This is a genomic window from Kribbella sp. HUAS MG21 (genome assembly GCF_040254265.1).
In the GTDB taxonomy this organism is placed as follows: domain Bacteria; phylum Actinomycetota; class Actinomycetes; order Propionibacteriales; family Kribbellaceae; genus Kribbella.
This window is the reverse complement of sequence record NZ_CP158165.1, coordinates 1,095,525-1,108,909: the sequence shown is the minus strand read 5'-3', so window position 1 is coordinate 1,108,909 and position 13,385 is coordinate 1,095,525. Positions and strand designations below refer to the sequence as shown.

General features: G+C 71.0%; 15 protein-coding genes. 5 read left to right on the top strand and 10 right to left on the bottom strand.

The window, feature by feature from the left end:
* Positions 1-4: 4 nt before the first annotated feature.
* Both ABN611_RS05355 and ABN611_RS05350 read right to left on the bottom strand, forming a co-directional pair.
* Positions 5-475: a lamin tail domain-containing protein gene (locus tag ABN611_RS05355; RefSeq protein ID WP_350278652.1), complete on the bottom strand. Its 471-nt coding sequence runs from the start codon at positions 473-475 to the stop codon at positions 5-7.
* A gap of 111 nt (positions 476-586) precedes the next feature.
* Positions 587-1,348 (bottom strand): MBL fold metallo-hydrolase, encoded by a 762-nt coding sequence (locus ABN611_RS05350; RefSeq protein WP_350278651.1) that lies wholly within the window; start codon positions 1,346-1,348, stop codon positions 587-589.
* 83 nt (positions 1,349-1,431) lie between these two features.
* On the opposite strand from ABN611_RS05350, the gene ABN611_RS05345 reads away from it, so the two are divergent.
* The gene (locus ABN611_RS05345; protein ID WP_350278650.1) at positions 1,432-2,385 is read left to right on the top strand and encodes a helix-turn-helix domain-containing protein; all 954 of its coding nucleotides are present in this window, start codon (positions 1,432-1,434) and stop codon (positions 2,383-2,385) included.
* On the opposite strand, the gene ABN611_RS05340 is transcribed toward ABN611_RS05345, so the two are convergent.
* A complete protein-coding gene (locus ABN611_RS05340) occupies positions 2,361-2,621 on the bottom strand; it encodes a hypothetical protein (protein WP_350278649.1) in 261 nt (86 codons plus the stop codon). The genes ABN611_RS05345 and ABN611_RS05340 overlap by 25 nt on opposite strands.
* Before the next feature lie 65 nt (positions 2,622-2,686).
* Entirely contained in the window at positions 2,687-3,052 is a 366-nt protein-coding gene (locus tag ABN611_RS05335; RefSeq protein WP_350278648.1) for a hypothetical protein, read from the bottom strand.
* A 67-nt stretch (positions 3,053-3,119) separates the two neighbouring features.
* On the opposite strand from ABN611_RS05335, the gene ABN611_RS05330 reads away from it, so the two are divergent.
* Positions 3,120-3,389: a hypothetical protein gene (locus tag ABN611_RS05330; protein WP_350278647.1), complete on the top strand. Its 270-nt coding sequence runs from the start codon at positions 3,120-3,122 to the stop codon at positions 3,387-3,389.
* 1,660 nt (positions 3,390-5,049) lie between these two features.
* Here ABN611_RS05330 and ABN611_RS05325 read toward each other — a convergent pair.
* Both ABN611_RS05325 and ABN611_RS05320 read right to left on the bottom strand, forming a co-directional pair.
* A complete protein-coding gene (locus ABN611_RS05325; RefSeq protein WP_350278646.1) occupies positions 5,050-6,060 on the bottom strand; it encodes a CAP domain-containing protein in 1,011 nt (336 codons plus the stop codon).
* Between the two features lie 192 nt (positions 6,061-6,252).
* Entirely contained in the window at positions 6,253-6,627 is a 375-nt protein-coding gene (locus tag ABN611_RS05320) for a CAP domain-containing protein (protein WP_350278645.1), read from the bottom strand.
* A 76-nt stretch (positions 6,628-6,703) separates the two neighbouring features.
* Between ABN611_RS05320 and ABN611_RS05315 the strand changes: the two genes are divergently transcribed.
* Entirely contained in the window at positions 6,704-7,135 is a 432-nt protein-coding gene (locus tag ABN611_RS05315) for a hypothetical protein (protein ID WP_350278644.1), read from the top strand.
* A gap of 20 nt (positions 7,136-7,155) precedes the next feature.
* Here the strand turns inward: ABN611_RS05315 and ABN611_RS05310 are convergent, their stop codons facing one another.
* Together ABN611_RS05310 and ABN611_RS05305 are read right to left on the bottom strand one after the other, a co-directional pair.
* Positions 7,156-7,818: a GNAT family N-acetyltransferase gene (locus tag ABN611_RS05310; RefSeq protein WP_350278643.1), complete on the bottom strand. Its 663-nt coding sequence runs from the start codon at positions 7,816-7,818 to the stop codon at positions 7,156-7,158.
* Between the two features lie 103 nt (positions 7,819-7,921).
* A complete protein-coding gene (locus tag ABN611_RS05305; protein WP_350278642.1) occupies positions 7,922-9,052 on the bottom strand; it encodes a GNAT family N-acetyltransferase in 1,131 nt (376 codons plus the stop codon).
* Between the two features lie 78 nt (positions 9,053-9,130).
* Between ABN611_RS05305 and ABN611_RS05300 the strand changes: the two genes are divergently transcribed.
* Together ABN611_RS05300 and ABN611_RS05295 are read left to right on the top strand one after the other, a co-directional pair.
* Positions 9,131-9,943: a DeoR/GlpR family DNA-binding transcription regulator gene (locus ABN611_RS05300; protein WP_350278641.1), complete on the top strand. Its 813-nt coding sequence runs from the start codon at positions 9,131-9,133 to the stop codon at positions 9,941-9,943.
* Positions 9,940-11,160 (top strand): MFS transporter, encoded by a 1,221-nt coding sequence (locus ABN611_RS05295; RefSeq protein WP_350278640.1) that lies wholly within the window; start codon positions 9,940-9,942, stop codon positions 11,158-11,160. Before ABN611_RS05300 ends, ABN611_RS05295 begins: the two co-directional genes overlap by 4 nt.
* On the opposite strand, the gene galK is transcribed toward ABN611_RS05295, so the two are convergent.
* Together galK and galT are read right to left on the bottom strand one after the other, a co-directional pair.
* A complete protein-coding gene (gene galK, locus ABN611_RS05290; RefSeq protein WP_350278639.1) occupies positions 11,134-12,261 on the bottom strand; it encodes a galactokinase in 1,128 nt (375 codons plus the stop codon). The genes ABN611_RS05295 and galK overlap by 27 nt on opposite strands.
* A complete protein-coding gene (galT, locus tag ABN611_RS05285; RefSeq protein WP_350278638.1) occupies positions 12,258-13,304 on the bottom strand; it encodes a galactose-1-phosphate uridylyltransferase in 1,047 nt (348 codons plus the stop codon). The genes galK and galT overlap by 4 nt, the downstream gene beginning before the upstream one ends.
* Positions 13,305-13,385: the final 81 nt, after the last annotated feature.

The window sequence follows — 13,385 nt, the reverse complement described above, 5'->3', positions numbered from 1 at the left end:
ACAGCTAGCAGGCCACGCGGTAACGACCGGTGACGGCCTTGTAGGTGCAGGTGTCGAAGGTCTTCCCGGCCGGCGTCTGGAAGCGGGCGGTGTCGCCGGTGTTGTTCCAGATGTACCAGCTCTGGTTCCAGTACAGGGTGAGTGCGCGGTTGCGGTTCTTGCCGGTCCGGACGATGACGGTCGAGCGGCCCGGGAGGACGTAGCCGCGCGGGAACACGAACAGGTGGTTCGCCGCGTCCAGCACCCGGAACCCGGACAGGTTGATCGGCCGGGTGCTGAGGTTCCGGACGGTGAAGAACTCGTTGTTCAGCTGGGCGTTGGTGCGGGTGTCGGCGCCCGGCGGGTCGTACTGGATCCCGCTCAGGACGACGGTGATCGCCGCCTCGGCCGGCAGCGGTGCGAGCGCCGCCGAACCGGCGAGCACCACAGCGGCCGTGGCGGCGGAAAAGAGCGTGCGGAAGCGTCGTGCGAACAAAGGACTTCCCCCTTGGCAGTGGGCCGATCTCCCCCCGGCCCTGGCGAATGCGAACTGCCGGATCCCCCGGCGCTCGCACGCTAGTGGTCACGCTCCGTGCTCGTCAAGGGCTCAACCAAGGGTTGTCGGGACGCCGTGGGTCAGCAGGTTGAGGCGGTCCTCCAGGCCGGCCTCGCGGAAGGCCGCGACGACCTGGTCAGGGCCCTCGCTGAAGTGGGTCCAGCCTTCGGTGTGGACCGGGACGATCGTCGCCCGGTCGAGCAGCCGGGCGGCCTCGACGGCGTCCTCCGAGGTCAGCGTCAGCGGGGCGCCGTCCATCAGCGTCGTGCGCGCCGCGCCGGCGAACAGCACCGCCACGTCGATCGGTGCGAAGCGGTCGGCGATCTCCTTCACCAGCGCGAGCGACGCGTTGTCGCCGGAGACGTAGACGGTCGGCAACCCATCGCCCTGCAGGACGAAGCCCGTGACCACGCCGAGCACCGCCTCGGCGCCTTCCGGGCCGTGCAGCGCCGGGACGCCGGTCACCGTGATCACGCCGCCGTCCGGGCGGGGGAGGTCCACCGACTCCCAGTTCTCCAGGCCGCGGACGCCGGGGATCCGGGTGGCCGCGCCCGGCGTCGACAGGACGGTCGGGATCGACGGCAGCAGGGCGCGGCCGGTGTCGTCCAGGTTGTCCTTGTGCTCGTCGTGCGAAACCAGGGCGACGTCGATGTGGCCGAGGTCGGCGGCCGGGATCGCCGGGCCGATCAGCTTCTTCATCACCCGGCCGGGCAGCTGGTACTCGCGGGGCTCGTCGAACGCCGGATCGATCAGGAACGTCAGGCCGCCGAGGTTCAGGACGGCGGTCGGGCCGCCGATGTGCGTGATCTCCATGACCACGATCCTCTGCCGCGGCGACCCCGTCTCACCATTGGCCCGGGAGCCATAGTTGCCGCAGATCGGGCCATACTGTTTCCATGCGTCGTGTCGCGGTCCTCGCGTATCCCGGGATGAGCCCGTTCCATCTGTCCGTACCGTGCCTGGTGCTCGGCGAGCGCCGCGGCCTCCCGGACCGGTACGACGTACTGGTCTGCGCCGAGCAGCCGGGATCGTTCGGGACCAGCGCCGGGTTCGGGATCACCGTCGACCACGGGCTCGAGGCGATGGAGCGGGCCGACGTCGTGGTGCTGCCGAGCTGGGAGCCCGGGCTGGTCGCGTCCGCCGTACTGCTGGACGCGATCCGGCGGGCGCACGCGCGGGGTGCGACCGTGGTCGGGTTGTGCCTCGGGGCGTTCCTGGTCGCGGAGAGCGGGATCGCGGCCGGGCGCGAGGTGGTCACGCACTGGCGGTTCGCCGACGAGCTGCGGTCGCGGTACCCGGAGCTCGAGGTGCGGGCCGACGTACTGTGGTCGGACCAGGGGGACATGGTGACCTCGGCCGGTACGGCGGCGTCGCTGGACTGCTGCCTGCACCTGGTGCGCACGCATCACGGGATGGAGATGGCGGAGCGGGTCGCCCGGGACATCGTGGTCGCGCCGCATCGCAGTGGTTCGCAGGCGCAGTACATCCCGGTGCCCGTGCCGCCGGACCCGGCCGACGACGTCATCGAGAAGGCGATGGTGTGGGCACGGGCGCGGCTCGACCAGCCGGTGACGCTCGACGAGTGGGCCGCGGCGGTGGCGATGTCGCGGCGTACGTTCACGCGGCAGTTCCGGGCGCGCACCGGGAGCTCCGGGCAGGCGTGGTTGCTGCGGCAGCGGCTGGACCGGGCGCGGTTGTTGCTGGAGACAACGGAGCTGTCGATCGAGCGGGTGGCTACGTCGAGCGGCTTCGGGAGCAGTGACGCGTTGCGGCACCACTTCCACAGCGTGTTGGGTACGACGCCGCAACGGCATCGGCAGGAGTTCTACAGCAGCACGAGCAAGGTGTAGACCACCGGCGCGGCGAACGTGACGAGCAGGATCCACGCCATCATCCGGTGCGCGGGCTTGCCGCGGTCGAGGGAGGAGGCGAAGTACAGCACCGCACCCTCCTCGGTGTGCCGGCTCAACCCCATCCGCTTCGCCTCCTCCGGGCGCGGATCAGGCCGCTCCGCACCCACCGCCTCCGGATGAATCCCGAGGTGCGCCGGCCCGACCCGATCCACATCATCACGCTCGGAGAACATCCAGCCTCCCGCAGGTTGGTGGTCCCTACATGGTCCCACCAACCTGCGGGATGTGTGTGGTGGTACTACGTGAAGTCTGCGACCCATGCGACCCGTGTCGGACTCGAACCGATGCAGATGCCAAACAGATTGAGTGCAGTGCAGTACTTCTGAGTCATCCTGCCCACACCCAAGGTGGTCAGGTTGCAGTTCATGATCGTGCCGCGGCTCTGCGCCATCATCTGGTCGTACGCCTGCTGAGCCGTCCAATTGTCACCGCCTGCGGTCGACTTCGACGCACCGCTGCTGTTGGTCGCTCCCGACTTCGCACGGCTCTTCGCGTCCGAGCGAGCACTGGACGTGAGACTGGAATCCTGCTCGAGCGGGGCGCAGCCGTTGTTCTTCCGGGCGCTGTCAATCATGTCGAACAGTTGCGATTCTTCGGCAGTCATGCCGCCGTCCCGCGCGGGAGGTGTCGGGGTCGGCGTTGGCGTCGGGGTGGGCTTTGGCGTCGTCACCGTGCGTCCCGGGGAGGTCGGGCTGGTCGGCCTCGGGGACGGCGGGTTCGTCGGCTTCACCGTGGTCGACGTACGGGTCGACGGGGTTGTCGTCGGGGACGTCGAGTCGGTCGGGGATTGCGTCGGACTGCTCGACGGGCTGTCCGTTGGCGTGGCCGATGGGGTGCTGCTGGGCGTCGCGGAAGGCGTGACCGTCGGGGTCGCCGTCGGAGGAACAGTCACCTTCGCAGACGGCGTCGCAACCGCTGCCTTCGTACTAGGCGTGATGTAGGTGTCATCGGTCCGAGTGACGATCGGCAGTGAAGCATCCGCCTCGTCGTTCTGCGGCTGATGCAACAAGATCCACGAAATCGGCGTAATCACCAGCACCACAGACGCAAGCGCGATAACAGTACGCCGCCCCTTGGAAGCCCGCCCCTCCCGCCCGGCAGCCCGCCGCCCCGGCCCAGACCCCCCACTCCCTGTTCCCCGAGACCCCCCACCCCCGGACGTGCCACGCCCACCGCCTCCAGCAGCAGCACCACCACCTGCAACGTGCGACGCCTCAGCATCCACCCCACCAAACCCACCAGCAGCCGCCCCGCCGACGCCACCAGCACCGGCGCTCTCCGCTCCACCACCAGCAGCCAAGCCGCTCGCAGCGCCGAGACGCCCAGCGCGGCTGACGCCAGCCGCATCGCCGACGCCGGCCGAGCCGGCCGCGCTGACGTCGCCACCCGCACTGCTGGCCCCGGCGGAACCATGGGCGCTGCTGGCCCCGGACAGCCCGCCGGACAGGCTGCTGCCGGACAGGCCGCTCGCGGCGGCGGAGTCGGCTGTGCCATAGGCGCCGAGCGAGCCGAAGGTGCCAGCCGCGCTGGCCGAGCCAGCCGAGCCGAGTGAGTCGGCTGCGCCGGCAGCACCAGCTGTGCTGGTCGCACCGGACGAGTCAGCGGTGCTGAGTGAGCTAGCTGTGCCGAGTGAGTCCCAGGTGCTGGCTGTGGTGGCGGGAGTGGTGCGGTGTGTGTCGCGTGTTGTGGCTGGGGCGGCGGCGAGGGCTTCGTAGGCGGCTGTGGTGCCGGGGCCGAAGCCGGTGGGGGACAGGTCGGTTCCTGCGCCTGTGCCTGTTCCCGCGGCCGTGCCCGTGCCTGTGCCCGTGCCTGCGCCCGTACCCGGGGTGGTGGGGGCCGCTAGGGAGGCCCAGTCGTCGGCTGCTCGGCGGGTGGACCAGGTTGCGGCTGATTCGCCGGCGGGCTCGCGAGCCGCGCGGCGGGCTCGGGTGGGTTCGGGGGTGATGGGTTGTTCTACCCAGGATGGTGTGCCGGAGGCGCGGCGGCTTTCCGGCTGGGACACCTCGGGTGCGCGCGACGGCAGGCCCGACGTGGTGTCGGGTGCGGTGTAGCTGGGCAGCGCTCCCCGCGGGGCGTACTGCGGGGTTGCGGGGCGCGACTGGTTGCTGCCGGCCCAGAACGGGGACTCGCTCGACGTCCCGCCCTTCGGGGCGCCGGCCCAGAACGGTGACTCGTCGCTGGTGCGTGGCGCGTAGCGGGGCGGCTCGGGCGGGGCGGGTGGCGTGCTCTCCGCGGGCGGGGTGGACCGGTTGCCGGAACGCGACGACCGGGACGCGGCCCGGGTCGCCTTCCTGCGTGGTTTGTACCGGCCGTTACCGGACTCGGACATTATTTCGTTGTTCCCTTCACAGTCGCGCCCCCAAGACGTTCCTCGCCAGCTCGAGACGCCTCACCAGCCGTCTCACCGGAGCCCCCCAGGAACGTCCGGCAACATGACAAGGACGGATCTACCCGCCGCGACCGGCCGTGAACCGGCCGGACATTGTGGCTGTCGGACAACGTCCCGGCCACACTCGGTGTTCTCGACACAATGACAGCGCCCGCACAGGCCTGGCCTGTGGTCGCGGCGCTTCGGAGGTTCGGTACCACGAAGCACCCCGTTCAGCTACGGCCGAAGTCCTGGACCCAGCTGCCCGGTCCGTACCCGGACTTGACCTGGCCGGGGTCGTACCCGATGCCGATCGTGGTGAACCGGCAGTTCAGGATGTTCTTCCGGTGGCCCTCGCTCTGCATCCAGGCCGCGACCACCTTCTGTGCGCTGTCGTAGCCGGCCGCGATGTTCTCGCCCCAGCTCGACCCGCGGTACCCGGCGGCGGCCATCCGTTCGCCGGGGTCCTCACCGTCGGGGTTGGTGTGGTCCATGTAGTGCCGCCGGACCATGTCCGACGCGTGCTTCCCGGCCGCCTCGACCAGCGCACTGTCCAGCCGGAGCGCCCGGCAGCCCTGCTGCTCGCGGATCCGGTTGGTGTACTCGAGGACCTGCTGTTCCTGCGCGTTCGTCCCGCCGCCGCCCGTCGGCGGCTCCGGGGTGTCGCTCGGCGTCGGTTCGGTACTGCGGGTCGTGGTCGGCGTCCGCGTCGGCACCGTAGTACTGACGGTCTTGGTCGGCTTCGGCCGGGCCGTCTGACCGCGCGTACTGCGGGGCGCCGTCGGCGACACGGTCACCGTCGTCACGCCGACCGTCGGCGCCGTCGGTGTGGTCAGGGTGCTCGGCGTACCCGTGGTGGCCGGCATACTGCTCGGCGTGCCGTCCGGCGTACCCGAGCTGGCAGGCGTGCCGGTCGTCTGGGTCGGCGCGGAGCCGACCGCCGGCGGACCGACGACCGCAGTGGTCGTCCGGCCGTCCGGGAGCGTCTTGGTCACGGTGATCAGCGGCACGCCGGCGGTGGTGCCCTCGACCGCGGAGCCGCCGTCGACGCGGGTGTCCTCGGAGACGTTCAGCACCTTGGTGGCGTCGTCGACCTGCGAGGTGTCGCGGGACATCAGCCAGACGACCGGGCCGATCGCGACCAGCACCGACAGCGCGCTGACGATCGGGCCGACCAGGCCACGGCTCCGCCGGGGAGCTCGTCTACTGCCGCGGTGCCGCCGGGGGGTGGGCGAATCCGTCATGGGTGGGCGAATCCTCTTCGTTTCTTCGTCGTGCCGAGTAGCGCGTCGTTCCCCGTGGTCGAGCTGAACAGCCAGGTCCCCCCTGGTCACCGAACAGCGACCTTAACCGACCCGCGAGGTCACCGTTACGAAGACGAGCGCCCTCTTAACGATTCCTGAAGAAAACGATTGACTGAACCCGGTTCGACGGCGTCAGGCCCCGAAGTTCTGCACCCAGCTCCCGTTGCCCCACTCGGGTTTCACCACGCCGCTGTCGTACCCGATGCCGATCATCGTGTACTCGCAGTTCAGGATGTTCTTCCGGTGGCCGTCGCTGTTCATCCAGCCCTCGACCACGGCCGCGGCGCTGGAGTAGCCCACGGCGATGTTCTCGGCCATCGCGCCGCCGGTGAACCCGGCCGCCTTCATCCGGTCGAACGGGCTGCGGCCGTCCAGGCTGTCGTGCGCGAAGTAGTGCTGGGCGACCATGTCGGCGGCGTGCGCCTCGGCCGCGGTGGTCAGCGCCTTGTTGGTCCGCAACGGCCCGCACCCGGCCTTCGCGCGCTCCTGGTTGGTCAGCGTCAGCACCTGCTCCTCGGCCGGGCCGGACCCGCCAACCGGCTTCGAGACCTTCGTCGTCTTCCGCGTCGGCGTAGGCGTTGATGTGGTCGTCCGGGTAGGGGACGGCGAGGCGCTGGGCGTCCGGGTGCTCGGCGTACGGCTCGGCGTCCGCGTGCTGGGTGTCCGGCTGCTGCTCCGGCTCGGCGCGGTCGTCTTCCGGCTCGGCGTCGGCGTGACCGTCGGGCGGACCGGCGTACGGCGTGGCGTGTACGACGGACTGCCCGGACTGCTCGGCGGCGCTGCCGAAGAGTCGTCGGCGACGATCGGAGCGTCCGCACTCGTCACCCTGCCGGTGCCGGTCTCACGCAGGACGAACCACCCGACGCCGGCCAGCAGGACAAGGGCCGACAGCGAGGCGAGGAGCGGACCGGCGACACCGTGGGGCCGCGGCCGTCTGTGGTTCGTCATGGTGTGCAGCCTTGCCCAGGTCGGCGCTTGCCAACGCGGGGACGGCCCGCACTTCACGAACCTTTGACTATGGCAGTCGTTTGATTGTCACCGCGAGCGCGCGATGACGATGTCGGCGACGACCTTCCAGCCCAGGCTCCGGTACAGCCGCAGGCCGTCGATCGACGCGATCAGGATGCCGCGCTTGGCGCCCTTCGCCGCGGCCGCCTCCACCAGCGACGCCATCACCGCGCTGCCGAGCCCGCGCCGCCGGTGCGCCGGATCGGTCTCGATCCGGTCCGCGACCGCATCCTCGCCGACCACGGCCATCCGGCCGCTCGACACCACTCCGCCGTGCAACGTGGCGCGGGTGATGATCAGGTCGTCCTCGAGCTCGGTGTGCAGCGCGTAGCGCTCGTGCAGCTTCAACGCGGGCTGCTCGGACAGCTGGATGGTCATCAGCCAGTCCTGGTCCTGCTGGACCTCGAGGCCGAGCTGTTCCAGCTGCTCGATGCGGGCTTCCTTGTCGTCGGTGGCCAGCGTGATCCAGCCGGATCCGCGGCCGCCGCCGTCGGCGAGCGCCAGCTGCGCGGCGCGTTCCACCCGTTCCGGCTTGTCGTCGGCGTCGAGTACGACGTACTCCGTCGGCCGGCTCTCCTCGCCTGCCCGGACGATCAGGATTCCGTCGTTGTCCTCCTCAACCGTGGTCCAGCCCCGCGAGACGGACCACCCGGCCTGCCAACGGCGGACGAGTTCCTCACGATCTCTCACCCGTCGATTCAAGCAGCCCGGGCGCGCGACGGCGAGGGGAACCGGTGTCGTCTGTCACCAACTGGCCGTGAACCGCTGCCTGCAGCCGGTCACCACGGGCCTGTCAGCGGGCGGCGTACTCCTCGGCGAGCAGGTCGTAGGTGAGGAGATCGTCGCGGGTGCCGTCGCGGCGCGGGTCGGCCCGGCGTTCGTTCCCGACGCGGGTGAAGCCGTTGATCTCGGCAACGTGCGCGGACGCGGTGTTGGTGGCGGCGCACTTGAGCACCAGCCGCAGGCGGCCCAGCCCGCCGTCCTCCACCGGCCGGAACGCGTGCCCGATCGCCAGCCCGACCGCCGTCGACATCACCTTGCGGCCGCGCGCGTCCGGGTGCATCCAGTACCCGATCTCGCCGACGGCCCGGTCCATCCGGTTGTTCAGGCCGAAGATGCTGATGTTGCCGAGCAGTTCGTCGGTCACCGCGTCGGCGATCGCCCACGGCACCGCCTGGCCGGCCGCCGCCTCGTCCGGACGGCTCCCGATGAACGCCTTCGCGTCGTCGAGCAGGTACGGCGACGGCATACCGGTCAGCCAGTGCTGGGTCCGCTCGTCGGAGCACGCCTCCATCGCCCGCTGGGCGTCGGACTCGCGCAGCTCCCGCAGCCGGATCGCGCCGCCCTCCAGGACCGGGATCGTCCACCACGGGGTCCGGGGCGCGAGCTCGTCGTCCTTGCCGACCGACGCGACCCACTCGTCCTTCCGGACGCCGCGTGACCGGCCGCCGCCCGGAATCGTCACCAGGCCGCCGAATCCGGCCTTCCATGCCACCCGCCGGCTCGCGAAGTTGCCGACGTACGCCCGCCAGATCACCCGGTCCCAGCCGAGGCCGTCGAACGCGTACCGGACCGCCAGCTTCAGCGCGGTCGTCATCACGCCGCGGCCGCGGACCTCCGGCGACACCGCGAAGCCGACCTCGCCGACACCGCCCTCGCCGTCGCGCAGGTCGATGGTGCCGACGTACGTCCCGTCGTACTCAATGGCCCAGGCCCACATGGTGTTGTCGCGCCAGCCGGCCGGGATCTGCTCGGTCAGGAAGCTCACCGCGTGCTCGCGCAGGTACGGGACCGGAATGGTGGTCCACTGCTGCATCACCGGGTCCTGGCACATCCGGTACGCCGGTTCCACGTCGTCGGCCGTGTGCGCACGCAGGGTCACCGCGCCGTCGCTCAGCACTGGGACGTCCTCGGGGAATCGCATGCTTCAGGGTGACGCGCTGCCACCGGCCCGGCAACACATTTCCCTGACAGCCGGGGTCCGCGCCATTAGGCTGTGGGCGTGAACGCAGCCGGAGCAGAAGCGCCCCGCGGCCGCGGCGGCCAGCTGGCCGCCCAGCGGCAGGCGACGATCGTTGCCGAGGTCAACAGTCGGGGCGCGGTGACGGTGGCCGAGCTGGTCGACCGGTTCGGGGTCTCGGACATGACGATCCGCCGCGACCTGGACGCCCTGGACTCCAGCGGGCTGCTGCACAAGGTGCACGGCGGCGCGACGTCGGTCGGGCTGCGCAGTGCGCACGAGCCTGGTTTCGACGCCAAGCTGACGCAGGAGTCCGCGGCCAAGCAGGCGATCGCGGCCGAGGCCGCCACCCGGGTGCAACCGGACAGTGCGATCGGCATCGGGGCCGGTACCACGACGTACGCGCTGGCCCGCCAGCTGTTGCGGGTGGAGAACTTGACAGTTGTCACGAACTCGGCGCGGATCGCGGACGTCTTCCACGGCAACGGCCGCTCGGACCGCACCGTCGTGCTGATCGGCGGCATCCGGACCCCGTCCGACGCGCTGGTCGGCCCGATCGCGACTGCGGCGCTGGCCTCGCTGCACCTGGATCTGTTGTTCCTCGGGGCGCACGGCGTGGACGCCGAGCACGGGTTGAGTACGCCGAACCTGATGGAGGCCGAGACCAACCGGTCGTTCATCGCCGCGAGTCGTGAGGTGGTCGTGGTCGCGGACCACACCAAGTGGGGGACCGTCGGCCTGAGCACGTTCGCGAACTGGTCCGACCTGGACGTGATCGTCACCGACAACGGCTTGTCGTCCGCCGCCCGCAAGGCCATGCGCGACACGGGATGTGAACTCGTCATCGCGTCGTGAAGGTCCCGCTCGGCCGTCCGTACTGGGTGCTGTGGACCGCCGGGGCGATCTCGTTCGCCGGTGACGGCATCATGTTCGGGGCGCTGCCGCTGCTGGCCGCGTCGATCACCCGGGACCCGCGGATCGTCTCGCTCAGCGAGGCGGCCACGAACGTCGGCTGGCTGCTGCTCGGCCTGATCTCCGGCGTGATGGTGGATCGCTGGCGGCGTACGTCGACCATGTGGATCGTCGACGCGATCCGAGCCGTGGTGGCCGGCGCCTTCGCGGCGGCGGTGCTGTCAGGGCTCGGCACGATCCCGCTGCTGCTGGTGACCGCGTTCCTGCTCGGGATGCTGGCGCCGTTCTTCGACAACGCGGCGTCGGTCGTGGTGACCGATGTCGTCGTACCGGCGGCCCTCGAACGTGCCAACGGGTACAGCCAGGCTTCGCTGCTCCTGCTGAGCAATCTGATCGGTCCGCCGCTCGGCGCCGCGCTGTTCGTGCTGAGCCGCGGGCTTCCCGTGCTGCTGAACGCGATCTCGTTCGCGGTCGCGGCCCTGCTGGTGTGGATGGTCCGTACGTCGGCCCCGGCGCGCGTCCGGGCCCCGGACCGGCATCTCGGCCGGGAGCTCCGCGAAGGCCTGGTGTACCTGTGGCGCCACAAGCTGTTGCGGACGCTCTGCCTGCTGCTGACGATCGTCAACGGTGTCGCGGCGGGGATCGTGTCGATCCTCGTGCTCTACGTGCTCGAGGTGCTGCACCTGCCCGAGCAGGGATTCGGCTGGCTGGTCGCGATCTACGCAGTCGGTGGTGTCGCCGGCGCCTTCGTCGCGCCGCGGTTGTCGCGGTGGCTCGCGACCAGCACGAATCTGGTCGGCGCGATGCTGATCAGCAGCGTCGCGATCATCGCGTTCGGCGTGCTCGGCAGCTTCGCCCTGGTCGCGGTCGCCGCGATCGTGCTCGGCTTCGGCAGCACCTGGTGGAACGTCGTCTCGATCACCCTGCGGCAGCGGGTCGTCCCGGCCGAGTTGCTCGGCCGGGTGACCGCGGTCTACCGGATGGTGGCCTTCTGTGCCGCACCGTTGGGCGCGGTCGGCGCCGGTTTCCTCGCGCACACGACGGATCTGCGGACGCCGTACTTCGCCCTCGGCCTGCTGCAGCTCGCCGCCACCGCGGTGTCCGCGCCGCTGATCCGCCGCGAGGTGCGCGCGTCAGCTGACGCGCGAGGCGCCGGCTGACGGCGGCGCGTTGAGCGCGGCCGGTGCCGAGAAACCGTGTTCCGCAAACGCTTTCTCGATCGCGGCGAGGACCGGCTCGGCCGCGGCCGCCTCGACCAGCGCGATGATGCAGCCGCCGAACCCGCCGCCGGTCATCCGGGCGCCGAGCGCGCCGGCCGCGAGCGCGGTGTCGACCGCGACGTCCAGCTCCGGCACGGTGATCTCGAAGTCGTCGCGCAGCGAGGCGTGCGACGCGGTGAACAGCGGGCCCACCTCGCGCAGCTTCCCGGCCCGCATCAGCGTGACCGCGTCCTCGACCCGCCGGATCTCGGTCACGACGTGCCGCACCCGACGCCGTACGACGTCGTCGGTCAGCCGGGCCAGTGCGTCGTCGAGGTCCTCGAACGCAATCGACCGCAGCGCCGGGACGCCGAGCTCGGCCGCCGCCTGCTCGCAGCTCTGCCGGCGGGCGGCGTACTCGCCGTCGACGTGCCGGTGCGGCGCCTTCACGTCGACGACCAGCAGCGCGAGGTCGTCGGCCGGCGGGTCGAACGGGATCTGGTCGGTGGCCATCGCGCGGATGTCGAAGAACAGCGCGTGCCCCGCGGTGCAGCACATCGACGCCATCTGGTCCATCAGCCCGACCGGCGCGCCGACGTACTGGTTCTCCGCCTTCTGGGCCAGCCGCGCGACCTCGGCCGGGTCGACCTCGATGTCCCGCAGGCCCAGCAGCGCGACGGAGGTGGCGCAGAGCAGCGCCGCCGAGGACGACAGCCCGGCGCCGGACGGCAGGTCCGAGTCGACCAGCAGGTTCGCGCCGCCGATCGGGTAGCCGGACTCGCGCAGGATCCAGGCCGCACCGGCCGGGTACGCCGCCCAGTCGCCGACCGAACCCGGCGCGAGCTCGTCGATCGCGAACTCGACCACCCCCGGATGCCCGCTGGAGGCGACCGCGATCCGGCCGTCGTCGCGCCGCGCGGCGGTGACCAGGATCCGGTTCGGCAGCGCGATCGGCAGCACCAGGCCGTCGTTGTAGTCGGTGTGCTCGCCGATCAGGTTCACCCGGCCCGGGGCGCGCCAGCTGCCGTCGGGCGCGGTACCGAAAACGTCCTGGAAGCTCACGGGGCAACCTTTCGCAGGGTCTCGGCCACGTCCTCGGGCCTGGTGTCGCTGATGAACGCGCCCATGCCGGACTCCGACCCGGCCAGGTACTTGATCTTGTCCGCGGCGCGCTTGATCGACAACACCTCCAGGTGCAGGTAGCCGAGCTCGCGGTCGATCCGGACCGGGGCCTGGTGCCAGGCGGCGATGTAGGGCAGCGGATCGCCGTACAGGCCGTCGAGGCGCTGCAGGACGTCGAGGTACAGCTCGGCGAAGTCGTCGCGCTCGCCGGTGGTCAGCTCGTCGATCCCCGCCACCTGACGGTGCGGGTACAGGTGCACCTCGACCGGCCAGCGCGCGGCCTCCGGGACGAACGCGGTCCAGGTGGCGTTCTCGCCGATCACCCGGGTGCCGTCCTTGCGCTCGGCGGCCAGCACATCGGCGAACAGGTTGCTCCCGGCAACCTCCTGGTGCTTGCGGGCCTGCGCCAGCAGGGTACGCATCCGCGGCGGGACGAACGGGTAGGCGTAGAGCTGGCCGTGCGGGTGGCTGAGTGTGACGCCGATCTCGCGGCCCCGGTTCTCGAACGGGAAGACCAGTTCGACGTCGTCGCGGGCGCCGAGCTCGGCGGTCCGGTCGGCCCAGGTGTCGACGACCAGCCGGGCCTGGCCCTGCGACAGGCTGGTGAACGAGCCGTTGTGGTCGCTGGTGAAGCACACCACCTCGGTCCGGCCGGGACCGGCGAAGGACGGGAACCGGTTCTCGAAGACGGCGACGTTGTAGTCGAGGTCCGGGATCTCGGTCGGGTTGCCGGGCTTGCTCGGGCACAGCGGGCACTGGTCGGCCGGCGGCAGGTAGGTCCGGGTGTTGCGGTGCGTGGCGTAGGAGATGACGTCACCGGTGAGCGGGTCGGTGCGGAGCTCGATCTGCGGCTGCGGGGCCGGCAGGCCGCGGGTGTCCTCGAGCGGCACCCGGGCCGGCGCGTCCGCCGGGTCGTAGTAGATCAGCTCGCGGCCGTCCGACAGCCTGGTGTCGGTCCGGCGTGCACCGCGCGGTGTCTTCATCGTGTGACCCTCCCGGCCGTACGACGCGTCCGGCCAGGAATCATCGTAAACCAACAAACTCGAACACGCACGGCAGGTCCA

What these genes read in the sequence shown, in the direction of transcription:
- ABN611_RS05350 (WP_350278651.1), bottom strand. Translation starts at nt 1,348, where the DNA reads ATGGAGATCACGCACATCGGCGGCCCGACCGCCGTCCTGAACCTCGGC.
- ABN611_RS05345 (WP_350278650.1), top strand. Translation starts at nt 1,432, where the DNA reads ATGCGTCGTGTCGCGGTCCTCGCGTATCCCGGGATGAGCCCGTTCCAT.
- ABN611_RS05340 (WP_350278649.1), bottom strand. Translation starts at nt 2,621, where the DNA reads ATGTTCTCCGAGCGTGATGATGTGGATCGGGTCGGGCCGGCGCACCTC.
- ABN611_RS05335 (WP_350278648.1), bottom strand. Translation starts at nt 3,052, where the DNA reads ATGACTGCCGAAGAATCGCAACTGTTCGACATGATTGACAGCGCCCGG.
- ABN611_RS05325 (WP_350278646.1), bottom strand. Translation starts at nt 6,060, where the DNA reads ATGACGGATTCGCCCACCCCCCGGCGGCACCGCGGCAGTAGACGAGCT.
- ABN611_RS05305 (WP_350278642.1), bottom strand. Translation starts at nt 9,052, where the DNA reads ATGCGATTCCCCGAGGACGTCCCAGTGCTGAGCGACGGCGCGGTGACC.
- galT (WP_350278638.1), bottom strand. Translation starts at nt 13,304, where the DNA reads ATGAAGACACCGCGCGGTGCACGCCGGACCGACACCAGGCTGTCGGAC.